Origin of the sequence: Streptomyces sp. GESEQ-4 (genome assembly GCF_017948455.1) — a bacterium.
Lineage (GTDB): Bacteria > Actinomycetota > Actinomycetes > Streptomycetales > Streptomycetaceae > Streptomyces.
Window position 1 is genome coordinate 502,153 of record NZ_JAFFSU010000001.1, and the last position, 23,128, is coordinate 525,280.

Annotated in this window: 20 protein-coding genes; 9 read left to right on the top strand and 11 right to left on the bottom strand. The window is 69.5% G+C overall.

Annotated features, from left to right (window positions below):
- Nucleotides 1–53: 53 nt before the first annotated feature.
- The 3 genes from KCH48_RS02215 to KCH48_RS02225 all read left to right on the top strand — a co-directional run bounded on the left by KCH48_RS02215 (nucleotide 54) and on the right by KCH48_RS02225 (nucleotide 3,037).
- Complete coding sequence (locus KCH48_RS02215; protein WP_210569818.1) at nucleotides 54–1,454, top strand: glycoside hydrolase family 43 protein; 1,401 nt, start codon at nucleotides 54–56, stop codon at nucleotides 1,452–1,454.
- Between the two features lie 111 nt (nucleotides 1,455–1,565).
- Entirely contained in the window at nucleotides 1,566–2,543 is a 978-nt protein-coding gene (locus tag KCH48_RS02220) for a threo-3-hydroxy-L-aspartate ammonia-lyase (RefSeq protein ID WP_210569819.1), read from the top strand.
- Nucleotides 2,544–2,671: 128 nt separating this feature from the next.
- Entirely contained in the window at nucleotides 2,672–3,037 is a 366-nt protein-coding gene (locus tag KCH48_RS02225) for a cupin domain-containing protein (protein WP_210569821.1), read from the top strand.
- A gap of 6 nt (nucleotides 3,038–3,043) precedes the next feature.
- On the opposite strand, the gene KCH48_RS02230 is transcribed toward KCH48_RS02225, so the two are convergent.
- Entirely contained in the window at nucleotides 3,044–4,018 is a 975-nt protein-coding gene (locus tag KCH48_RS02230; RefSeq protein ID WP_210569824.1) for an NAD(P)-dependent alcohol dehydrogenase, read from the bottom strand.
- A gap of 236 nt (nucleotides 4,019–4,254) precedes the next feature.
- On the opposite strand from KCH48_RS02230, the gene KCH48_RS02235 reads away from it, so the two are divergent.
- Nucleotides 4,255–4,956: an SDR family oxidoreductase gene (locus tag KCH48_RS02235; RefSeq protein WP_210569826.1), complete on the top strand. Its 702-nt coding sequence runs from the start codon at nucleotides 4,255–4,257 to the stop codon at nucleotides 4,954–4,956.
- Here the strand turns inward: KCH48_RS02235 and KCH48_RS02240 are convergent, their stop codons facing one another.
- From KCH48_RS02240 to KCH48_RS02255, 4 genes are all read right to left on the bottom strand, one after another.
- A complete protein-coding gene (locus KCH48_RS02240) occupies nucleotides 4,957–6,318 on the bottom strand; it encodes a VWA domain-containing protein (protein WP_210569828.1) in 1,362 nt (453 codons plus the stop codon).
- A complete protein-coding gene (locus tag KCH48_RS02245) occupies nucleotides 6,315–7,172 on the bottom strand; it encodes a MoxR family ATPase (RefSeq protein WP_210569830.1) in 858 nt (285 codons plus the stop codon). The genes KCH48_RS02240 and KCH48_RS02245 overlap by 4 nt, the downstream gene beginning before the upstream one ends.
- 397 nt (nucleotides 7,173–7,569) lie before the next feature.
- Nucleotides 7,570–8,880: an FtsX-like permease family protein gene (locus tag KCH48_RS02250; RefSeq protein ID WP_210569832.1), complete on the bottom strand. Its 1,311-nt coding sequence runs from the start codon at nucleotides 8,878–8,880 to the stop codon at nucleotides 7,570–7,572.
- Nucleotides 8,881–8,883: 3 nt separating this feature from the next.
- A complete protein-coding gene (locus KCH48_RS02255) occupies nucleotides 8,884–9,669 on the bottom strand; it encodes an ABC transporter ATP-binding protein (protein ID WP_210569834.1) in 786 nt (261 codons plus the stop codon).
- A gap of 144 nt (nucleotides 9,670–9,813) precedes the next feature.
- On the opposite strand from KCH48_RS02255, the gene KCH48_RS02260 reads away from it, so the two are divergent.
- Nucleotides 9,814–10,383 (top strand): hypothetical protein, encoded by a 570-nt coding sequence (locus KCH48_RS02260; RefSeq protein WP_210569836.1) that lies wholly within the window; start codon nucleotides 9,814–9,816, stop codon nucleotides 10,381–10,383.
- A gap of 21 nt (nucleotides 10,384–10,404) precedes the next feature.
- On the opposite strand, the gene KCH48_RS02265 is transcribed toward KCH48_RS02260, so the two are convergent.
- The 6 genes from KCH48_RS02265 to rhaI form a co-directional block, all read right to left on the bottom strand.
- Complete coding sequence (locus KCH48_RS02265; protein WP_210569841.1) at nucleotides 10,405–11,052, bottom strand: lactate utilization protein C; 648 nt, start codon at nucleotides 11,050–11,052, stop codon at nucleotides 10,405–10,407.
- Nucleotides 11,049–12,542 carry a LutB/LldF family L-lactate oxidation iron-sulfur protein gene (locus KCH48_RS02270; RefSeq protein ID WP_210569843.1) on the bottom strand — a complete coding sequence of 498 codons (1,494 nt, stop codon included), beginning with the start codon at nucleotides 12,540–12,542 and terminating at the stop codon, nucleotides 11,049–11,051. Before KCH48_RS02270 ends, KCH48_RS02265 begins: the two co-directional genes overlap by 4 nt.
- Before the next feature lie 28 nt (nucleotides 12,543–12,570).
- Entirely contained in the window at nucleotides 12,571–13,326 is a 756-nt protein-coding gene (locus tag KCH48_RS02275) for a (Fe-S)-binding protein (protein ID WP_210569845.1), read from the bottom strand.
- Nucleotides 13,327–13,397: 71 nt separating this feature from the next.
- Complete coding sequence (locus tag KCH48_RS02280) at nucleotides 13,398–14,846, bottom strand: rhamnulokinase family protein (RefSeq protein ID WP_210569847.1); 1,449 nt, start codon at nucleotides 14,844–14,846, stop codon at nucleotides 13,398–13,400.
- A complete protein-coding gene (locus KCH48_RS02285; RefSeq protein WP_210569848.1) occupies nucleotides 14,843–16,882 on the bottom strand; it encodes a bifunctional aldolase/short-chain dehydrogenase in 2,040 nt (679 codons plus the stop codon). Before KCH48_RS02285 ends, KCH48_RS02280 begins: the two co-directional genes overlap by 4 nt.
- A 114-nt stretch (nucleotides 16,883–16,996) precedes the next feature.
- The gene (gene rhaI / locus KCH48_RS02290; RefSeq protein ID WP_210569849.1) at nucleotides 16,997–18,157 is read right to left on the bottom strand and encodes an L-rhamnose isomerase; all 1,161 of its coding nucleotides are present in this window, start codon (nucleotides 18,155–18,157) and stop codon (nucleotides 16,997–16,999) included.
- 287 nt (nucleotides 18,158–18,444) lie between these two features.
- Between rhaI and KCH48_RS02295 the strand changes: the two genes are divergently transcribed.
- The 4 genes from KCH48_RS02295 to rhaS all read left to right on the top strand — a co-directional run bounded on the left by KCH48_RS02295 (nucleotide 18,445) and on the right by rhaS (nucleotide 23,123).
- Nucleotides 18,445–19,962, top strand: coding sequence for a sugar ABC transporter ATP-binding protein (locus tag KCH48_RS02295; RefSeq protein WP_210569850.1), 1,518 nt, complete (start codon nucleotides 18,445–18,447; stop codon nucleotides 19,960–19,962).
- Complete coding sequence (locus KCH48_RS02300) at nucleotides 19,959–20,996, top strand: ABC transporter permease (protein WP_210569852.1); 1,038 nt, start codon at nucleotides 19,959–19,961, stop codon at nucleotides 20,994–20,996. Before KCH48_RS02295 ends, KCH48_RS02300 begins: the two co-directional genes overlap by 4 nt.
- Nucleotides 20,989–21,960: an ABC transporter permease gene (locus tag KCH48_RS02305; protein WP_210569854.1), complete on the top strand. Its 972-nt coding sequence runs from the start codon at nucleotides 20,989–20,991 to the stop codon at nucleotides 21,958–21,960. The genes KCH48_RS02300 and KCH48_RS02305 overlap by 8 nt, the downstream gene beginning before the upstream one ends.
- Before the next feature lie 80 nt (nucleotides 21,961–22,040).
- Nucleotides 22,041–23,123: a rhamnose ABC transporter substrate-binding protein gene (gene rhaS, locus KCH48_RS02310; protein ID WP_210569856.1), complete on the top strand. Its 1,083-nt coding sequence runs from the start codon at nucleotides 22,041–22,043 to the stop codon at nucleotides 23,121–23,123.
- Nucleotides 23,124–23,128: the final 5 nt, after the last annotated feature.

Here is a 23,128-nt window from a genome sequence, read left to right on the forward strand (position 1 = left end):
ATTCACCGAACTGTGTTCGAAATATCGGAAGTCGATGACCTCTTGGAGGGTAGATGAGCAGCAGTGCCCAGTCCGGCCCCCGCCCCTCACGCCGTCAGGTGCTCGGTATGGCCGCCACCGTGCCGCTGGCCGTGACCGGCTCGCTGGCCCTCGGGGCGGGATCGGCCCACGCGGCCGACTCGGCGTATGTCATGTGCTACTTCACCGAGTCCACGACCATGCTGGAGGCCGACTACGGCCTGCATCTGGCCGTCAGCACCGACGGGCTGCGGTGGATGCCGCTGAACCAGAACAAGCCCGTGGTCATGCCGACGGCGGGCGCGGGCGGGCTGCGGGACCCGTTCGTCCTGCGCAAGCAGGACGGCACCTTCGTCGTGCTGGCGACGGATCTGAAGGGCACCGACTGGTCCCGCAACAGCGTGTACATCCACGTCTGGGACTCGGCCGACCTGCGCACCTTCACCGGCTACCGGCTGCTGAAGCTGCACGACATGACGAACACGCACAGCTGGGCACCGGAGGCCTTCTGGGACGCCGGGCGCGGCCGGTACGGGATCCTCTACTCGTCGGTGAACAGCAGCGGACACAACGTGATCATGGTGAGCTACACCACCGACTTCCGGACGACCGAGAACCCGCAGGTCTTCTTCGACCCCGGTTACGACGTCATCGACGGCAACCTGACCGTGGGCGTGAACGGCGTCAACTACCTGTACTTCAAGCGGGACCAGACCCTCGTCGGCGCGAGATCCACCTCGCTGAACCCGGGCAGCTTCACGGTCTTCAGTACGCCCGCCGCGCACGGCGGCACCGAGGCCCCGACCGTCGTGAAGTCCCTGACCTCGAACACCTGGTACCTCTGGGGTGACACCTACACGCCGAACGGCGTCTTCTACGCCTGGCAGACCACGAACCTCGCGGCCGGCACCTGGAGCGCGCTCGACCAGCGCCTCTACGCGCAGCCGCTCAACTCCAAGCACTGCGGCATACAGTCGATCACCTCGGCCCAGTACGGCAATCTGGTGTCCGCCTGGGGCGCCCCGGCCTGGAACCGGCTGAAGTCGTACAACTATCCGGACCGTTACGTCCGGCACAGCGGCTACGTGGGCCGGATCGACGCATACCCCTTCGACCCGTATCCCGACTCGCAGTGGAAGCTCGTGCCGGGCCTCGCCGACTCGGCGGGAGTCTCCTTCCAGTCGGTCAACTACCCGGCCCGCTATCTGCGCCACTACAGCTACAACCTGAGGCTGGACGAGAACGACGGCACGTCCACGTTCGCCGCCGACGCCACCTTCTACCGGACCGCGGGGCTCGCCGACTCCTCCTGGTCGTCGTTCCGTTCGTACAACAACCCGACCCGGTACATCAGGCACGCCGACTACGCCCTGCGGATCGACCCCGTCTCGACCGCCACGGAGCGGCAGGACGCCACGTTCCACGTCGGGTACTGAGGGCTTCGCCGGTGGGTGTCGGGAACCTGGACTGTCAGTACAGGTTCTGGACTGTTAGTCTAGAGGTGTGAATCGGGCCCGAGGCCATCCCGACGCCGATGGAGGACACGCGTGACGACCACGACCCCGCCGGTCACCCTCGATGACGTCCGTGACGCCGCCGCCCGGCTCAAGGGCGTCGCGCACCGCACCCCGGTGCTGCGTTCACGGACGCTGGACGCACTTGTCGGCGCCGAGGTGTTCCTCAAGTGCGAGAACTTCCAGCGTGTGGGCGCCTTCAAGTTCCGCGGCGCCTACAACGCGGCCTCCCGGCTGACACCGGAGCAGCTGGCCCGGGGCATCGCCGCCTACTCCTCCGGCAACCACGCCCAGGCCGTCGCCCTTGCCGCCCGTGAACTCGGCACCACCGCCGTGATCCTCATGCCGGAGGACGCCCCGCGCTCCAAGATGGCCGCCACCGCCGGATACGGCGCCGAGATCGTGACGTACGACCGCTACACCGGCGACCGCACCGCCCTCGGTGAGGCCCTGGCCGCCGAGCGGGGCCTCGCGCTCATCCCGCCGTACGAGCATCCGCATGTCATCGCCGGGCAGGGCACCGCAGCCCTGGAACTGCTCGAAGAAGCGGGGGAGTTGGACGCGCTCGTCACGCCGGTCGGCGGGGGCGGGCTCATGGCCGGCAGTGCCACGGTCGCCAAGGGCCTGTACCCGGGGGTCCGGATGATCGGCGTAGAGCCGGAGGCCGGGGACGACACCAAGAGGTCGCTGGAGGCGGGCCGGCGCATCGAGATCCCCGTGCCCCGCACCATCGCCGACGGACAGGCCCTGCACACCCCCGGAGAGCTCACGTTCTCCGTGAACCGACGGCTGGTCGACGAGATCGCGCTGGTCGGCGACGAAGAGATCAGGGACGCGATGAGGTTCGCCTTCGAGCGGCTGAAGATCGTCGTGGAGCCCAGCGGCGCCACGCCGCTGGCCGCCCTGCTCAACGGTCGAGCGGGCGAACTTCCGCGCCGGGTCGGCGTGATCATCTCCGGCGGCAACATCGACGCCGAGCGCTTCGCGCGGCTGTGCGGCGGCGCCGGCTGACGTGGTGGTCTTGGTCGTCCGGGAGGACGATGGACGCATGGGGCACGGTCACCGCCGGTGCCGTTCGTGGCCGCCCGGAGACGGAGACCTGCCCCGGCCGCAGTGCGCGGCCGGAAAGGAGGAGCGTCATGCTCGAGATCAAGACGCTCGACAAGCCGGACGAGCGGAGGGACTTCCCCCGAGGCCATCTGGAAACCGTTCACATGACCGGACTCGACTTCGCGGTGGCGACCTTCGAGCCCGGCTGGCGCTGGTCGGAGTCCATAGCGCCGATCGCCGGGACCGAAAGCTGCCAGATCCACCACAACGGCTATGTCGTCGAAGGCCGTTTGCGCATCCGCATGGACGACGGTGCCGAGAGCGAGGTCGGACCCGGCGACGTCTTTGTGTGCCCGCCGGGACACGATGCCTGGGTCGTGGGCGACGAACCGGTCATCGCGTACGACTTCGCGGGAGGCATGGCACAGGAATACGCCAAGGCCAAGGAGGGGTAGCACCCCTCACACCGTGATGACGACCTTCGCGCGCGCGTGCTCCACCTCCAGGTACCGGATCGCCTCCGGTATCTCGGCGAACGGATACGTGCGGTCGATGACCGGGACCACCTTTCCGGACTCGGCCAGCTCGCCCAGGACGGTCAGATACTCCGTGGTCACCACCGCCGAGATCTCGACCACGCGGTGCGATACGAACCTGCCGACCGCCCGCCCCTGAAAGAAGAGGCTCATCGGCCCGAAGAAGGTGCCACCGTCGTAGGTCCCGCCGCCGGACAGCACCAGCGTGCCGGCCGGGGTCAGTACGCTCCGGAACTCGCTCAGCGACTTGTTGCCGACCAGGTCGAGCACCACGTCGTACCGGCGTCCGCTCCGGGTGAAGTCCTCCTGGCTGTAGTCGACGACATGGTCCGCGCCGAGCGAGCGGACTATGTCCACGTTGCGGGTCCGGCACACCGCGGTGACGTCCAGGCCGTACACCTTCGCGAGCTGCACCGCGAACGTGCCGACGCCGCCGGACGCGCCGTTGATCAGGATCGTCTGTCCGGACCGCACCCGGGCCACATCACGCAGGCCCATGAGCGCGGTGCACCCCGCCACGGGTATCGCGGCGGCCTGCTCGAAGGTGAGGCCGGACGGTTTCGGGGCCACGGCCGCGGCGCGGGCGCACGCGTACTCGGCGAACGTCCCGTCGGTCTCGCCGAACACCTCGTCGCCCGGATGCAGCCCCTTCACCTCGCTGCCGACGGCCTCGACCCGGCCCGCGAAGTCATTGCCGCGGATCTTCAGCTTGGGTGCGCGCAGCCCCATGGAGATGCGCATCAGCTTCGGGTCGCCGTGCATCATGTGCCAGTCCTTGGCGTTGACGGACGCCGCCCGCACCCGCACGAGCACCTGGTCGGCCTTCGGTACCGGCCGGTCGACCTCCCTGAACTCCAACTCGTCCGCCGAGCAGTACCGGTCCTGGATCACAGCCTTCATGGAATCCCCCTCTGTTACCACGGAGCGTAGAAGAGCGAGGTCTGCCCGGGAATGAGGCGCAAGCCCTGGTTCCTCCCGGAGAGCACCCCTAGGGGGTCGGGGAGAGACGTACGGAACAGGGAGTCGCGCTTGCTCTGAAAAACCGATCGGTTTACGCTGCTCGTGTCCCCATGGAAAACGATCGGTTTTCCGTCCTTGCCTTGTCTTGCCTTGCTGCGAAGAGTGTGGAGCTTCCCATGACAACCATCGAAGGTTCCGTCGCCCTGGTCACCGGCGGCAGCCGCGGTATCGGCCGTGCCCTGGTCGCGGCGCTGTACGAGCGCGGCGCCAAGAAGGTGTACGCTACCGCCCGCGACCCGCGGACCGTCACCCACCCCGATGCCGTGCCGCTGGCACTCGAGGTCGGCGACCCGGCGTCCGTCGCGGCCGCCGCCGAGCAGGCGCAGGACGTCACCCTGCTGATCAACAACGCGGGCGCGAGCGTGAACGCCAACTTCCTCGCCTCACCCGTCGACGACGTCCGCCGCGAGTTTGAGACGAACTTCTACGGACCGCTCCTCGTCACCCGCGCCTTCGTGCCGGTCATCGAGCGCAACGGCGGCGGCCACATCCTCAACGTGCACTCGGCGCTGTCGTGGATCGGTCTCGCCGGCTCCTACAGCGCCTCGAAGGCCGCCCTCTGGTCGCAGACCAACTCCCTGCGCCTCGACCTCAAGCCGCGCGGCATCGAGGTCACCGGGCTTCACGTCGGCTATGTCGACACGGACATGACGGCGCAGATCGACGAGCCGAAGTCCACGCCGGAGAGCGTGGCGGCGCAGGCCCTCGACGGTATCGCGGCCGGTGCCTACGAGGTGCTGGCGGACGACATCTCCCGGCAGGTCAAGGCGGGCCTGTCCGCAGACCTCGCGGCGCTCTATCCGCAGCTCGCCGCCTGATCACACCGGCAGCAGGCGGGCGATCAGGTCGCCGAGCTGCCGGGCGTTGCGGCACTCGTGCATTCCGATGACACCGGCGTATTCGGGTGCGGCCGAGTCGCCGGTGCCCCACAGCGTGCGCGGCTCAGGGTTCAACCAGTAGACGCGGCGGGCCCGTTCGGCGATGTCCCGTACGGCGGGCAGGTTCGGGTCGCTCATGTTGGTGCGGGCGTCGCCGAGGACGAACACGGTCGTACGCGGGCCCAGCGCGTCGGCGTAGCGCTCCGCGAACTCGCCCAGCGCGGCGCCGTAGTCGCTGCTGCCGTGCCAGCGAGTGAGCGTGGCCTCCGTCTGGATGCGGGCGCCGAGCCCCTGGGGGTCGGCGACGCCGTGCCGGAGCAACCCGGTCACCTCGTCGATCCGGTTGACGAAGGCGAACACCCGCACCTTGCTGAACTGGTCGTGCAGCGCCTGCACCAGCAGCATCGTGAAGTCCGAGAAGCCGGACACGGAGCCCGACACATCGCACAGCAGCACCAGTTCGGGCCGGGCCGGACGGCGCCGGCGCAGCACGGGCCGCATCGGCACCCCGCCCGTCGACAGCGAGCCGCGCAGCGTCCGGCGCAGGTCGATCGTGCCCCGCGCGGCACGGCGCCGGCGTGCCGCCAGCCGTGTGGCGAGCTTCCGGGCAAGCGGCTGCACCGTCCTGCGCAGCTCGGCCACCCGGTCCCGCCCGGCGTACAGGAAGTCGACCCGGTCGGCGGTCGGGGCCACCGCACGCCGGGCGATCTCGTCCCGCCCGCGCCGCTCGGCGACCCGGCGCCGCGCCTCCGTGGCCACCATCGCCCGGAACGCCTCGATCCGCCGCCGGATCTCGTCGTCGAGGAGCCGGTCCGCGAACCCCGAAGTGCCGCCCTGCCCCCGGATGTCGTCGCGGACCCGGGCCAGCAGCGTCTGCGGGCGGAGCCGGTCGAGCGTCTGGTACGACGACCAGCCGTCCGACGCCGGTGAACTCCCGTATCCGCCGAAGCCGTCAACGGCCTCACCCGCCAACCGGCCCATCAACGCGGCGTCGTTGGCGGTCAGGGCTTTCGCGAGCCGGTCCCGCAGATCGTCCCGGTCCGCGGACCGCTCCTCCGGCGCCCCCACGCCCCGCGGGAAGTACAGGTCGAAGACCGGGTCGAACACCGGCCGCTGCCCCGGGCCGTGCAGCAGCGTCGCGGCCAGTCCCTCGCGCAGTCGCTCACGGTCCGCCAGGCCCAGCGCCGCCACCGCCCGGCCGGCGTCCACGGTCTCCCCGGTGCCGATGCGGATGCCGTGCGCACGGAGCGCGGCGACGAAGTCCGTCAGCCGCGCCGCGACATCCGACGCCGCCGCGGTCACACGGCGTCCAGATCGAGCTTGGCCGCCGCCTTCAGCACGTCGTCCTGGTGCTTGAGGAGCACCCCCAGACTGGCCTGTACGACCGTCTCGTCGAGCGTGTCGGCGCCCAGCGCCAGCAACGTGCGCGCCCAGTCGACGGTCTCGGCGACCGAGGGCACCTTGCGCAGGTCCATCGCCCGCAGCGCCCCGACGACGCGCACCACCGACGCGGCCAGCGCCTCGTCGAGGTCCGGCACCTTCAGCCGTACGATCCGGCGCTCCAACTCCTCGTCGGGGAAGCCGATATGGAGGAACAGGCAGCGGCGGCGCAGCGCCTCGGACAGCTCGCGGCTCGCGTTCGAGGTGAGGACGACGAAGGGGCGGCGCGTGGCCGTGACCGTGCCCAGTTCGGGGACGGTAACCTGGAAGTCGCTCAGCACTTCGAGCAGCAGGCCCTCCACCTCGACGTCAGCCTTGTCGGTCTCGTCGATCAGCAGGACCTTCGGGGTGTCCCCGCGGATGGCCGTCAGCAGCGGGCGGGGGAGCAGGAACTCCTCGCTGAAGATGTCGGTGCGCGTCTCGTCCCACGTCTCGTCGCGGCCCGCGGTGATGCGCAGCAACTGCTTGGCGTGGTTCCACTCGTACAGCGCGCGGGACTCGTCGACGCCTTCGTAGCACTGCAGCCGTATGAGCTCCGCTCCGGCGATCGTGGCGACGGCCTTGGCGAGTTCCGTCTTGCCGACGCCGGCGGGGCCCTCCACCAGGAGCGGCTTGCCGAGACGGTCGGCGAGGAAGACGGTGGTGGCGACCGCGGGGGAGGCGAGATAGCCGGTCTCGGCGAGGCGGGCGGTAACTTCGTCGACGGATGTGAACAACGGGGCCTCCCGCTCGGTGTGGACTCCTGCCGCTATCTAAGCGCTCGTTCAGGGCGCCTGTCACGCGATTCCCGACCGTGAGACCGATCGGTTTCTGCTCCGGTCCGGGTGCGAGATCGGCGCTGACGCAGCCCGAGTACGGGGGATGGTCGAGCTGAACGCCTCCTATGCGGCCCGGTTGAAGTCGGCTGGCGGTTCGGCAGCGCCCCGAAGGGGCGCGGGGAACTGCGCGACCAGCCACGACGGCCCGGCAGACGAGCGACGGCCTATCGCGCCCGGGTCGAGACGCTGGACGCGCTGGCCGCAGCCACCGTGACCGCGCCGCTGGACGCGGCCGGGGTCGCACAGGCGTAAGGGGCGGCCGCCGAGGCGACCGCCCCTTACCGAGTCCCCTCGCTCAGGCCGCGAGCCCCACCGCCTCGACCGCCGGAGTGCGCAGCACCCGCCGGGTCGTGGCCAGGCTCGTCCCCATCGTCACCGCCGCCGCGATCGCGACGACCGTGAGCCAGATGCCGAAGAACTGGCCGGGCAGCGCCTCGTCCGAGCGGACGACGGCGAACGGGACGATCCCCGCCAGCGCCGCCACCGTGCCGAAGAAGACACCGGTCACCGTGAGGACCAGCCCCTCGGCGCCCACCACACCGAGCACCTGACCCGGAGTCGCCCCGGCCAGCCGCTGCTGCCCGAACTCCCGGGCCCGGTAGGTCGTCGCCGCGTACAGCGAGTTGATGAGCATCACGCAGACGAACGCGACGATGATGCCGACGACCGTGAAGTTCAGGGTCTCCAGCGTCTTGGCGTCGACGTCCTTGACGATCCCCAGCTTCTCGACCGTGTCGCTCTCCACCGCCTGCATGGTGAGCGTCGCCGTGGACACCGCCGTGAACAGGATCAGCGACATCAGGATCCCGGCGAGATGCTCCGCCCGCTCACGCAGGTTGCGCACGGCCAGCCAGCCGCTCGCCCCCGACAGCGACAGCCGGTCCAGCATGCCCTTCAGCAGCCGTGCCGCCAGCAGCGCGAAACCCACCGACAGCAGGATCGCGCCGTACGCCGCAGGCGCCATCAGCGCCTCGTCCGTCGCCGACATCGCGAAGGTGGACGTCACCGCCACAGCGCCGGCGACCAGAGCGGCGTACGCGAAGAACTTCCGCTTCCCGTCCCGCCGTTCGCGCCGGTGCGTCGCCCGCCGTACGGCGAGGAACGCGGCGCCCGCCGCCGCGAGCAGCGTGATGTCGATGCCCGACATCAGCGCGACCGGCCCGAAGGAGTGGTCGACGGACCCGGCGACCTGGCCGCTGTCCTGGAACACGTCCAGCAGCAACTGCCCACCCAGCATCGCCGGGCCGATCGCCAGTGCCGCGCCCACCAGGGCCACGGCCACCGCCTCACCGACGACCATCCGCTTGATCTGCGCCGGAGTCGCCCCCGAGCAGCGCAGCAGCTCCAGCTCGGCCGCCCGCTGGCGGACGTTGACCGTCAGCGCCGAGGCGATGGCGAAGAACACCAGCAGGGTGCCGTAGCCGCCGACGACGCTCGCCGAGAGGCTCAGCGTCTCGGAGCTGGTCGAGTCGATGCCGGGCTGCCCGGCGGTGTCGTGCATCGAGTTGAACGTCATGATGATCGCCGCGCCGAGGAAGGCGGACAGCAAGGTCGCGAGGAAGCGTCCGGGCCGCTGCCGGATGGACCGCATGGCCAGCATGAACATCGCTCACACCCCCTGCAGCGCGTCGTCGCCCAGGTGGGCCAGCCGCTCGGCGACCGCGTCGGGCGTGGGCGCGTCCATCCGGCCGGCCAGCCGGCCGTCCGCGAGGAACAGCACCGAGTCGGCGTACGAGGCGGCGACCGGGTCGTGCGTCACCATCACCACGGTCCGGCCATGCACCCGCACCGCCTCCTGAAGCAGCAGCAGCACCTCCCGTGCGCTGCGCGTGTCCAGGGCGCCCGTCGGCTCGTCCGCGAAGACCACCCGGGGTTCGGTCACCAGCGCGCGGGCGATTGCCACCCGCTGCCGCTGACCGCCGGAGAGCTGGTCGGGACGGTGCCCGAGCCGGTCGCCGAGCCCCACGGAGGCCAGCACCTCCCGGGCCCGCCGCCGGTCCACGCGCTGCCCGGCGAGCTTCAGCGGCAGCACCGTGTTCTGCGCGACGGTCAGCGTCTCCAGCAGGTTGTACTGCTGGAACACGAACCCGATCCGACGGCGCCGGAACTTCGTCAGCTCCGCCTCCGTGCCACCCGTCATCTCCGCCCCGTCGACCATCACGATGCCGCTGTCGGGCCGGTCCAGACCGGCCGCGCACTGCAGCAGCGTCGACTTCCCCGAGCCCGACGGCCCCATCACGGCCGTGAACGTGCCCCGCCCGAGGCTGAGCGTGACCCCGTCCAGGGCGGTCACTGCGCTGTCGTCGGAGCCGTAGGTCTTGGTGACCTTGACCAGCCGCAGTGCCTCGGCGGCGGGTCCCTTGTCGTGCATACGTCGCGAACCTGTGCGAAACATTTCGTCATCACCCTCACTCCGGCACGCCCTGTGCCATGCCCAAGACGCTACGGAGACGGAGGCCGGACCACATGGGGCGCAGAACCCGTATTGGAGGGTGTACTCGGCAACACCCTGTCAGTGGTGCGTTGTACGTTGGCGGTCATGGGGATCTACCTGGTCGGGGTCGGTGCGCAGGAGTGGTTCGACGAGGATGAGGAGGAGGGGGGACTGGGCGCGGCCGCCGCCGGGCTCAACGAGGAGCTGCGTCGGCGCGGACTGCCGCCGTACGAGTCGGTGCCCGAGACGTCGGCATTCGAGGAGAAACTCGTTCCACCCATGGACGGCTTCAGTGCGCTGTGCCGGACCCACCTGTCACGGGAGGCAGAGGAACGGCTCCTGGGCTGGACCGTCCTGGTGCCCATCTCGCTCGACGACGAGATCCGACTGCCCGTCGAGTCCTCCTACACCGACGAGACCACGCTCGCCGGCGCACCCCAGGTGCTCGCCCTCGCGGAACAACTGGCAACGGTCATAGGCCTCCCGCCCGAGATACCCGCCACGAATGGCAACCTGGAACTCACGTCGTGGTTCCTGGACGGACCAGCGCAGGAGACGGCCGCAGCCCGCCCCAGCCCATGGGCCAAGGACCTGGACACGGCCTTCTACGTGGCGCTGTATCTGAGCGCCGCCCGCCACTCCCTGAGACGCGGCTGCCCGATGAAATACAGCTGACGCCTGATACCGCCGCGCCGATCACTCCCCGCTCACCAGGATCACCTCCAGGGTGCGCGGCCCGTGCACCCCCTCGACCCGGTCGAGTTCGATGTCGCTGGTCGCGGAGGGACCGGAGATCCAGGTCAGCGGGCGTGTCGGGTCGAGGCGTGGCAGAGCCTGCGGCACGGACGACACGACCTGGCCGGGAACCCGTACGACACAGATGTGGTGGTCGGGGACGAGGGTGATCCGGCGGCGGCCCTGGTCGGGGGAGCCGTCCAGGACGATCGTGCCGGTCTCGGCGATGGCTACCGCGCAGCCGGTCACCACACTGTCGACCTGGTCCAGTTCGTACGACGTGCTCTCCGCCCGGTCCGGCACCCGGACCACCTCGGTCGCCGCCAGCCACTCTTCGTCCAGCCCCGGCGGCACGACGACGGACGCCGAACCCCGTGCGTCGAGCAACCCCGCGATCACTCCGGCGAGTCCCGCACCGTCCGTGCGGTGCACGATCGCCCGATAGTCCGCCAGGTTCTCGGCGAGCAGATCCACCGTCCCCTCGACACTCCGGTTCCCGTGCTCGCTCAGATAGGCGCGCGAGATCGCCTGGTCGTACGGCGTGTCGTCGGGCGGTACGTCCGCGAGCGCGCGCTGCACCCGGCCCAGGATCCGCTCCCTGCTGCTCACTTCGCACCGCCCTTTCCGCTGCCGCCCCGCGTGCGCTGCCACCAGTCCCGGAACGGCTCGGACGGCAGTGCGGGCAGGGCCCGGGTCTCGCTCCACGCCTTGCCGGGACCCGGAAGCGAGCGCGGATGCAACCGCCGGGTGCGGGAGGCGAGCCGCTGGCCGGTGCGCAGGGCGCCCGGGCGGGCGAACGCCCAGCGTGTCGCGCGCATGGCGGCCCGTTCGGCAGCGTGCCCCTTGGCCGGCTTCAGCACCACCTTGTTGCCGGCCCGCGTCACCTGGCCGCCCTCCACGACCCGCTCCCGCAGATGCACCAGCACCTCGGGGATGTCGATCGCGACGGGGCACACCTCGTAGCAGGCACCGCACAGCGACGAGGCGTACGGCAGCGAGGCGTCGATCTCGCTGTCCGTACCCCGGAGTTGAGGGCTGAGGATGGCGCCGATCGGGCCCGGATAGACCGAGCCGTAGGCGTGGCCGCCGGCCCGCTCGTACACCGGGCACACGTTGAGACACGCCGAGCAGCGGATGCAGCGCAGGGCCTGGCGGCCGACCTCGTCGGCGAGGGTGTCGGTGCGACCGTTGTCGAGGAGTACCAGGTGGAAGGTGTGCGGCCCGTCGGCGCTCTCGGAGTCCGTCGTGCCGGTCCACATGCTCGTGTACGGGTTCATGCGCTCCGCCGTCGACGAACGCGGCAGCGTCTGCAGGAACACCTCCAGGTCCTGCCAGGTCGGCACGATCTTCTCGATGCCGACGACCGAGATCAGCGTCTCGGGCAGGGTCAGGCACATCCGCCCGTTGCCCTCGGACTCCACGACGACCATCGTGCCGGTCTCGGCGACCATGAAGTTGGCGCCGGAGACGCCGACCTTGGCGCGCAGGAACTTCTCGCGGAGGTGCAGGCGGGCGGCCTCGGCGAGTTCGGCGGGTGTGTCGGTGAGGCCGTCGGGTGCGGGGCGGCCCCACTCGCTCATCTCGCGGGCGAAGATGTCCCGGATCTCGCCACGGTTGCGGTGGATCGCCGGGACGAGGATGTGCGAGGGCCGGTCCTTGCCCAACTGCACGATCAACTCGGCGAGATCGGTCTCGTATGCGCTGATCCCCTCCTCCTCCAGCGCCTCGTTGAGCCCGATCTCCTGCGTGGCCATCGACTTGACCTTGACGACCTCCGACTCGCCGGTCTCCTTGACCAGTCGCGTCACGATCCGGTTGGCCTCGTCGGCGTCGGCCGCCCAGTGGACCGTACCGCCCGCTGCCGTGACCGACTCCTCCAACTGCTCGAGATAGCGGTCGAGATGGCGGAGCGTGTGGTCCTTGATCTGCTTGCCCGCCTCACGCAGCGCCGCCCAGTCGGAGACCTCGGCGACCGCCTTCTCGCGCTTGGCGCGGATGGTGTGGGTGGCGTGCCGCAGATTGCCGCGCAGCGTCTGGTTGTGCACCGCCTCGTGCGCGGCCTTCGGGAAGGCCGGCATCCCTACGAACGTCCCGCTCATGCGCGCGGCTCCTCTCCGGTACGCCCGCTCATTCCGCCGGCTCCTCTTCCGTGCTCGCCAGGATCTCCGCGATGTGGACCGGCCTCATACCGGTGCCGATCCGGGTCATCGTCCCGCCGATGTGCATGAGGCAGGAGTTGTCGGCCGCGCACAGCACCTCGGCGCCCGTCGACTCGGCGTTGCGTACCTTGTCCGCGCCCATCGCCGCCGAGACGTCGGAGTTCTTCAGCGCGAAGGTGCCGCCGAATCCGCAGCACTCGTCGGCACCCGGCAGCTCGGCCAGCTCCAGCCCCTTGACGGCCTGGAGCAGCCGCCGCGGCCTGTCCCCCAGGCCCAGGCTGCGCAGCCCGTGGCAGGTCGGGTGGTAGGTCACCTTGTGCGGGTAGTACGCGCCGACGTCCGTCACCCCGAGGACGTCCACCAGGAACTCCGTGAGCTCGTACGTCTTCGGGACCACCGGTGCCAACGTGGCCGCGAGTGTGTCCCCGCGCCCCTCGGCCCGCGCCCGCTCGCCCATCCGCGGATACAGCTCCCGCACCATCGCCCCGCACGACCCGGACGGGGTCACGATCGCCTCGTACTCCCCGAAGACATCGGAGAAATGCCGGGCGAGCGGCTCCGCCTCATGCCGGTAGCCGGTGTTGTAGTGCGCCTGCCCGCAGCAGGTCTGGGCCATCGGGAAGTCGACGTCGACGCCCAGCCTGGTCAGCAGTTTCACCACGGCGCGGCCGGTGTCCGGATAGAGCGTGTCGTTGACACAGGTCAGGAACAGGGCGACACGCATCGCGGCTCCTTGTGGTTGATCATCGGATGAGTGCAGCGTAGTCCGGCATCAGGACGTGGGGGAGTCCCCGGTCACCGCCGGGTGAGCCGGGCCTCCGCCTCGCGCCAGCGCGCGATGTCGCCGCGCGGCTCGTATCGGGTGAGCGGTTGCGTACGGGTGAGCAGGCGCCGCATTCCCGCGAGGTCGCCGACGAGCCCGTGGGCCCGCGCCTGGACCAGGACGTTCCCGAGGGCGGCGGCCTCCGTCGGGCCCGCCACGACCGGCAGTCCGCAGGCGTCGGCGGTGAGCTGGCACAGCAGCGCGTTGCGGGTGCCGCCGCCCACGATGTGCACGACGTCGACCGGGTGCCCGGCCAGCCGCTGCGCCTCCTCGACCGCCCGGCGATGGGCGAGCGCGAGGGAGTCCAGGATGCAGCGCGTGATCTCGGCGGGCGACTCGGGCACCGGCTGCCCCGAGACCCGGCACGCCTCGGCGATCCGCTCCGGCATTCGCCCCGGCGCGAGGAACGCGGAGTCGCCCGCGTCCACGACCGACCGCAGCGCCGGCGCCTTGGCCGCGTCGAGCAGCAGCCCGCCCAACTCCGGCTCACCCCAGGCCCGTACGCACTCCTGGAGCAGCCACAGTCCCATGATGTTGCGCAGATACCGGACCGTGCCGTCCAGCCCCAGCTCATTGGTGAAGTTGGCGGCGCGGCTCGCCTCGCTCAACACGGGCGCGTCCAGCTCCAGGCCCGCCAGGGACCAGGTGCCGGTGCAGATGTACGCGAACCGCTCACCCTCCGCCGGTACAGCGGCAACCGCCGACGCCGTGTCGTGCGAGCCGACCGTCGTCACCGGCACCGGCCCGGTCAGCCCGGTCTCCTCCAGCACCTCGGGCCGCAGCACGCCCGCCGGATCCCCGGGCTGTCTGAGCGGCGCGAACAGGCCGAGGTCGATCCCGAGCCGGGCGGCGACGTCGTACGACCACTCCCGCGTCCGGGGATCGATCAGCTGGGTCGTCGAGGCGTTGGTCAGCTCGGTGCCCTGCTCGCCGGTGAGCCAGTAGGCGAGCAGATCCGGGACGAGCAACAGGCGCTTGGCGTACGTCAGTTGCTGGGTGGAACGGGCGGCGACCAGCTGGTACAGCGTGTTGAAGGGCGCGTACTGCAGTCCCGTCGCCGCATACAGCTCGGGGGCGGGCACCGTCGCCCACACCTTCTCCGCGATGCCCTCGGTCCGCCCGTCCCGGTAGTGCACGGGGTTCCCGAGCAGCGCCCCGTCGGCGTCCAGCAGCCCGTAGTCCACGGCCCAGCTGTCGATGCCGACGGAGTCCACCTGCCCCGCCGCCCTGAGCCCGTCCAGCACCCCGGCGTACAGCCCGAGCACATCCCACCGCAGCCCCTCCGGCACCCGCACCGGCCGGTTCACGAACCGGTGCGCCTCCGTCAGCTCCAGCGAGTCGGGCCCGACGCGGCCGACCATGACGCGCCCGCTGGACGCGCCGAGGTCGACCGCGGCGTACGACTTCACGGCCGTGCTCATCGCAGGAACGCGGCCGCGACGCCGGCGTCGACCGGGACATGCAGCCCGGTGGTGTGCGTCAACTCCCCACCGGTCAGCGCGAACACGGCGTTCGCGACATGCTCGGGCAGCACCTCGCGCTTGAGGATGGTCCGCTGCGCGTAGAACTCACCCAACTTCGCCTCCTCCACCCCGTACACGGCCGCCCGCTGCGCACCCCAGCCACCGGCGAAGATCCCGGACCCACGCACCACGCCATCGGGATTGACCCCGTTGACCCGGATTCCGTGCTCACCCAACTCGGCGGCCAGCAGCCGCACTTGGTGTGCCTGATCGGCCTTGGTGGCGGAGTACGCGATGTTGTTCGGCCCGGCGAAGACGGCATTCTTGGAGGCGATGTACACGACGTCGCCGCCCAGCCCCTGCGCGATCATCACCCGCGCCGCCTCGCGCGAGACGAGGAACGACCCCCGGGCCATGATGTCGTGCTGCAGGTCCCAGTCCTTCACCGAAGTCTCGAGCAGCGGCTTGGAGATGGAGATACCCGCGTTGTTGACCACCAGATCGACCCCGCCGAAGGCGAGCACGGCCGCCTTGAAGGCATCGGCGATCTGCTCCTCGGACGTCACATCCACCGTCACGGCGACGGCCTTGTCGGGCCCGCCCAGCTCCTCGGCGACGGCAGCCGCGTTCTCGGCATTGAGATCCGCGACGACGACACACGCCCCCTCGGCCACCAGCCGCCCGGCGATCGCCTTCCCGATCCCACTGCCCGCCCCGGTCACCAGCGCGACCCGCGTCGCCAGCGCCTTGGGCTTCGGCATCCGCTGAAGCTTGGCCTCCTCGAGCGCCCAATACTCGATACGGAACTTCTCGGACTCCTCGATCGGCGCGTAAGTCGACACGGCCTCGGCCCCGCGCATCACATTGATGGCGTTGACATAGAACTCACCGGCCACCCGCGCGGTCTGCTTGTCCTTGCCGAAGCTGAACATGCCGACCCCGGGAACCAGCACGATCGCCGGGTCCGCGCCGCGCATGGCGGGGGAGTCGGGCAGGGCGTGCCGCTGGTAGTAGGCGGCGTACTCCTCGCGGTAGGCGGCGTGCAGCTCCTTCAGCCGTGCGATCGCCTCGTCCAGCGGCGCGGTCGGCGGCAGGTCGAGAACCAGCGGCCGTACCTTCGTGCGCAGGAAGTGATCGGGGCAGGACGTACCGAGAACGGCGAGCCGAGGATGCTCGGCGGACGCGAGGAAGTCGAGGACGACCTCGGAGTCGTTGAAGTGGCCCACCTGAGGGCGGTCCTGGGACGCGAGGGCACGCACATGAGGCGCCAGCGCGGCCGCCCGCTCCCGCCGCTCGCCGGCGCTGAGGGCGGCGTACCCCTCGATGACCGGCCCGAAGGGCTCGGCCTTCCCGCGCTCCTCGAGAAACGCCTCGGCGGTACGGATGATGTGCAGCGAGTTCCGCTCGCACTCCTCGGAGGTGTCACCCCAGGCGGTGATCCCGTGCCCGCCGAGAATGCACCCGATGGCCTGCGGGTTGGCCTTCTTCACGGCCGCGATGTCCAGCCCGAGCTGGAATCCCGGCCGCCGCCACGGCACCCACACCACGCTGTCCCCGAAACACTCGGCGGTCAGCTTCTCCCCGTCGACGGCACAGGCGAGCGCGATACCGGAGTCCGGATGCAGATGATCCACATGCGCGGCCTCGACCAGCCCGTGCATCGCCGTGTCGATCGACGGAGCCGCCCCACCCTTGCCATGCAGGCAGTAGTCGAACGCGGCCACCATCTCGTCCTCGCGCTCGACCCCCGGATACACCTCGACGAGCGCCCGCATCCGATCCAGCCGCAACACGGCCAGCCCGGCCTCCTTGAGAGTCCCGAGGTCACCCCCGGACCCCTTGACCCACATCAGCTCCACATCACCACCGGTGACGGGATCCGTGTCGGTCCCCTTGGCGGACGTGTTCCCGCCGGCGTAGTTGGTGTTACGAGGATCAGCGCCGAGCCGATTGGACCGGGCGAGGAGGGAGACGGCTTCGGGGTGCGGTGCCATGAACGGTCAGTCCTTACTTGAGAGAGGGCGAGTGCACTTACCTAGGGGCGCGGGGAACTGCGCGACCAGCCACAACGGACCCGCACCCCGCAACAAACAGAACCCGGCAGACGCTTACGCGCCCCAACCGGCCTGCTCCCCACCAACTCGCTCAGCGACAATCTTCTCGGCCCACCCGGACCGTCGATACGCAGCCATCGGGTCCCCGTCCAACCCCATCTCCTCGCGCACTTCACGAAGCAACGGCCGCACGTCAGTGTTATACGCATCCATCAGCACGGCATTCGCCTCCAGGACGTCACCCGACGCCTGCGCCGCAGCCAACGCCGACCGATCCACCAGCAGCGCCTTCGCCGTGGCCTCCTGCACATTCATCACCGACCGGATGATCGCCGGAATCTTCGCCTCGATGTTGTGACACTGATCGAGCATGAAGGCCACGTCGGACGTGAACCCACCCCCACGCACCACCTCATACATGATCCGGAACAACTGGAACGGATCAGCCGCCCCCACCATCAGATCGTCGTCCGCATAGAAGCGCGAGTTGAAGTCGAACCCCCCGAGCTTCCCCTCCCGCAGCAGCGTCGCCACGATGAACTCGATGTTCGTACCCGGCGCATGATGACCGGTGTCAACGACCACCTGAGCCTTCGGCCCCAACTTGAGGCAGTGCGCATACGCCGTGCCCCAGTCCGGCACATCGGTCGAATAGAAGGCAGGCTCGAAGAACTTGTACTCCAGCAGCATCCGCTGCCCCTCACCGAGTCGCCCGTACACCTCGGACAGCCCCTCGGCCAGCCGGTCCTGCCGCTCCCGTAGATCATCCTGCCCGGGATAGTTCGTACCGTCTGCGAACCACAGCTTCAGATCGGCGGAGCCCGTCGCGTCCATGATGTCGACGCACTCCAGCAAGTGATCGACGGCCTTGCGCCGCACCACCGCCTCCGGATGGCAGATGCTGCCGAGCTTGTAGTCGTCGTCCTGGAAGGTATTGGAGTTGATCGCGCCCAGCTTCACGCCGCGCTCCTCGGCGTACTTCGCCAGCGCCGCGTAGTCGTCGACCCTGTCCCACGGAATGTGCAGGGCGACGGTCGGCGCGACACCGGTGAACGCGTGCACCTGGGCCGCGTCGTCCAGCTTCTCCTGAGGCGTCCGTGGCACGCCTCGCTGCGCGAACACCTTGAACCGCGTACCCGAGTTCCCGTACGCCCACGACGGCGTCTCGACGGCCTGGGTCTTCAGGGCGGCCTTCACCGCGGCGAGTTCGGTCACTTCAGGACTCCTGTGGCATCGGGTCGTAACAACTGCGGCAACGACTGCTGGAATGACTGTCGCATGAAACGATTCAGAACGGGAAGCTATGGCGCCTCCGAAGGGGTGTCAACCCCTCTGACCAACCCCGATGTCCGTGACTGGTCCGTGACCTTCGGCTATCGAAATTTTTTCGACACAGACCCATTGACGTGACATGGCTCCGGTGCCTAACGTCCCGGCAACCCAGTTGAAACCTTTCACGACGCGGTGAGGCCAGTCCCGCCGGTGTCGTCGAGGAGCCCCCAATGACCCACCCGTCCGACACGGGTCCGGCCCCGGTGCTGGCACTGAAGGACGTTTCCAAGTCCTTCGGCGCCGTGCGCGCTCTGCGGGACGTCTCCCTGGAGTTGTTCCCCGGCGAGGCGCACGCACTCGCCGGTGAGAACGGCGCCGGCAAGTCGACCCTCATCAAGACGCTCGCCGGAGTGCACCGGCCGGACGCCGGCCAGGTGCTGCTCGACGGTGAGCCCGTCGTCTTCCACGGCCCCGGCGACGCCCGCGACGCCGGTATCGCCGTGATCTACCAGGAGCCCACGCTCTTCCCCGACCTGTCGATCGCCGAGAACATCTTCATGGGCCGCCGTCCACGGCGCACCCTCGGCCGGATCGACCACAAGGCCACGCACGCGGCCACCGCCGCGCTGATGCAACGCCTGGGCGTCGAACTCGACCCCGACCGCCCTGCCCGTGGCCTGTCCATCGCGGACCAGCAGATCGTCGAGATCGCCAAGGCGCTCTCCTTCGACGCCCGCGTCCTGATCATGGACGAGCCGACCGCCGCCCTCACCGGCAGCGAGGTGGCCCGTCTCTTCGGCGTCGTACGCACCCTGCGCGAACAGGGTGCCGCCGTGCTGTTCATCTCGCACCGGCTGGAGGAGATCTTCCAGATCTGCCAGACGGTGACCACGCTGCGCGACGGCGCCTGGATCGCCAGCGAGCCGCTGGACGGCATGACCGAGGACGACCTCGTCCGCCGCATGGTCGGCCGCGACCTCGACGAGCTGTACCCGAAGCAGGACGTCCGGCCCGGTGAGGTCGCCCTGAGTGTCCGGCGGCTGACCCGTGAGGGCGTCTTCACCGACGTCTCCTTCGAGGTCCGCACCGGCGAGATCGTCGGCCTCGCGGGGCTCGTCGGCGCCGGTCGTACGGAGGTCGCCCGCGCGGTCTTCGGCATCGACCGCTGGGACGCCGGCGAGGTCGAGGTGCAGGGGCGGAAGCTGACCAACGGAGCCCCCTCGGCCGCCATGGCCGCCGGGCTGGCCCTCGTCCCCGAGGACCGGCGCGCTCAGGGCCTGGTGATGGACATGTCCATCGAGCGGAACATCGGCCTCACCGGACTCCGTACGACTGTCAGGGCGGGCCTCATGGACCGCGGGGCCGAGCGCAGCCGCTCACTCGACTGGGCGGTCAAGCTCCAGGTCAAGTACGCCCGGATCGCCGACACCGTGAACACCCTCTCGGGCGGCAACCAGCAGAAAGTCGTCCTCGCCAAGTGGCTGGCCACCGGCCCCAAGGTGCTGATCGTCGACGAGCCCACCCGCGGCATCGACGTCGGCACGAAGGCCGAGGTCCACCGGCTGCTCAGCGAACTGGCCGCCGACGGGGTGGCCGTCCTGATGATCTCCTCCGACCTGCCCGAGATCCTCGGTATGGCCGACCGCGTGCTGGTGATGCACGAAGGCCGGCTCACCGCCGAGATCCCGCGCTCCGACGCCACCGAGGAAACCGTGATGGCCGCAGCCACGGGGAGGGCCGCCGCATGACGGTGACCACCGACCCGGCTCCCGTGACCGAGGTGTCCAAGTCCAGCGGCACCCGGCTGGTCGACCGTGTCTTCAAGATGCGGGAACTGGCCATCCTGGTCGTGTTCCTGGTGATGATCGTCATCACCCAGCTGGGCAACAGCGAGTTCCTGAGCGAGCAGGGCATCAAGGACCTGCTGCTCAACGCGACCATCCTGGTGCTGGTCGCCACCGGCCAGTCCCTGGTCGTCATCACCCGCAACGTCGACCTCTCGGTCGGCTCGACGCTCGGCATCAGCGCCTTCGCGGCCGGGACCTACCTCCAAAACGGCGGCAACTCCGTCGTGGCCGTCCTCCTCGCCGTCCTGCTCGGCATCGGCTTCGGCCTGCTGAACGGCCTGCTCGTCAGCCTCGGCCAGGTGCCCGCCCTCGTCGTCACCCTCGGCACGCTCTACATCATCCGGGGCATCGACTCGATCTGGGTCGGCTCCCGTCAGATCACGGCCGCCGACCTCCCGGACGGCTTCGTCGACTTCGGCTCCGGCGGCATCTGGGCGGTGCCGTGGCTGGCGCTGATCGCGCTGGCGGTCCTGGTGGCGACGGCGTACTACCTCAAGCACTACGGCAGCGGACGCGAGCTGTACGCGCTCGGCTCCAACCCCGAGGCCGCCCGGCTCGCCGGCATCCCGGTCCGCAAGCGGATCCTGGCCGCGTACACCTTCTGCGGCGCCCTCGCGGGTCTCGCGGGCGCGATGTACCTGGCCCGCTTCGGCAACGTCGACTCCGGCACGGGTAACGGCTACGAACTCACCGTCGTCAGCGCGGTGGTGGTCGGCGGTGTCGTCTTCACCGGCGGCTCCGGCAGCGTGTACGGCGCCGCGCTCGGCGCGTTGCTGCTGACCTCCATCAACAGCGTGCTGCCCGCCCTCGGTGTCAGCTCCGTGTGGGTGCTCGCCATCAACGGCATCCTGCTCATCCTCGCCATCGCGGTCGACCGGGTCGTCGCGCTGCGCGTGGCCTCGGCCCTGAAGAAGAGGAACGCCCGCCATGCCTGAGTCCTTGACGCGCGCGGTCCGCTGGGACACGGTCGTCGGCGCGCTTCTGATCGTCGTGCTGCTGCTTTCTTTCGGCACGGTCGACGGTTTCGGAAACGCTCTCAACCTGTCGTTCCTGATCGGCAACACCCTTCCGATCGCCTTGATCGCCCTGCCGATGACCCTCCTGGTCGTTTCGGGGGAGATCGATCTCTCGGTCGCCTCCACCGCCGGTCTCTCGGGCGCCGTCATGGGCGCGCTGTGGAACGAGGGCATGACGATCGAAACGATCATCCCGATCTGTCTGCTGCTCGGCGTGGTCTGCGGCCTCATCAACGGTCTGCTCGTCACCCGGCTCGGGCTGCCCTCCCTCGCCGTCACCATCGGCACCCTCGCCGCCTACCGGGGTATCGCACAGATCGTGCTCGGCTCCGACGCGGTGACCGACTTCCCCACGCAGTACCTGGACTTCGCGTCCGGACGCATCGGCGACACGTTCATCCCGTACGCCTTCCTGCCGTTCCTGGTGCTTCTCGCGATCGGCGTGATCGTTCTGCACGCCACCCCGTTCGGGCGGTCGGTCTTCGCGACCGGGGCGAGTGAGGAGGCGGCGCGGTTTGCCGGCGTCCGGGTCAAGCGGCAGAAGCTGATCCTGTTCACGGTGACGGGGCTGATGGCTTCGCTGACCGGGATCTTCTGGGCACTGCATTACGCGTCCGCTCGGTATGACAACGCCACGGGGCTTGAGCTGTCGGTTGTCGCTGCCGTGTTGCTCGGTGGCATCGACTTCGACGGTGGCAAGGGGACGTTGGGCGGTGCGATCGCCGGTGTCTTCCTGCTGGGTGCGCTGCAGAACGTGATGAGTCTTCAGGACATTTCCGCGCAGACGCAGATTCTCGTCACCGGTGTGCTGCTTGTTCTTTCCGTGCTCGGGCCTCGGGTTGCTCGGCAGATCGCCGTTGTGCGTGCTCAATCTTCCGGCTGACTGTCCTCTGTGGCTGGTCGCGCAGTTCCCCGCGCCCCTGTCGGGGCGCTTCCACTCACCCTCGTTTGAAGGAAACCGTCATGCGTAAGTCATCCGTCCGCCGTACCTGTGCGGCACTCGCCGCCGCCACCTCGCTCGCTCTTGCCCTCACCGCTTGCGGAGGTACCACCAAGAAGGACGTCGCCAATGAGGACGGCTCCGCTGCCACCGCCGGTAAGGCCGACCCGAATGCCGAGCTGAAGAAGGGGCTGACCGTCGGGTTCCTGCCCAAGCAGGTCAACAACCCGTACTTCACCTCGGCCGACAAGGGTGGCGAGGCGGCTCTGAAGGAGCTGGGGTCCAGCTACAAGGAGGTCGGTCCGAGCAGCGCGACGGACACCGCCGGGCAGGTGAGTTACGTCAACACGCTCACCCAGCAGCAGGTCGACGCGATGGCCGTCTCCGCGCAGGACCCGGGCGCGCTGTGCACGGCGCTCAAGCAGGCCATGAAGAACGACATCAAGGTCGTGACGTACGACTCCGACACCAAGGCGGACTGCCGCAACGCCTTCGTCTCGCAGGCGTCCGCCGAGGACCTGGGCCGGACCGAGGTGCAGCTGCTCGCCGAACAGATCGGCTACAAGGGCGAGATCGCGATCCTGTCCGCCGCGCAGACCGCGACCAACCAGAACACCTGGATCGAGTTCATGAAGGACGAGCTCAAGGATCCCAAGTACAAGAACATGAAGCTGGTGAAGGTCGCGTACGGCAACGACGACGCGCAGGCGTCCTTCCAGCAGACCCAGGGGCTGCTCCAGGAGTACCCGAACCTGAAGGGGATCATCTCCCCGACCACCGTCGGCATCAAGGCGGCGGCCCAGTACCTGTCGGGCTCCAAGTACAAGGGCAAGGTCAAGCTGACCGGCCTCGGCACCCCGAACGACATGCGCAAGTACGTCAAGAACGGCACCGTCGAGGCGTTCGAGCTGTGGGACCCGGCGAAGCTGGGCGAGCTGGCCGCCCGTACGGCCGTGGCGCTGGTGTCGGGACAGATCACCGGCAAGGAAGGCGAGACGTTCAAGGCCGGTGACATGGGCGAGTACACCATCGGCAAGGACGGCGTGATCAGCCTCGGGAAGCCGACCGTCTTCGACGCCAAGAACATCGACCAGTTCAACTTCTGACATCC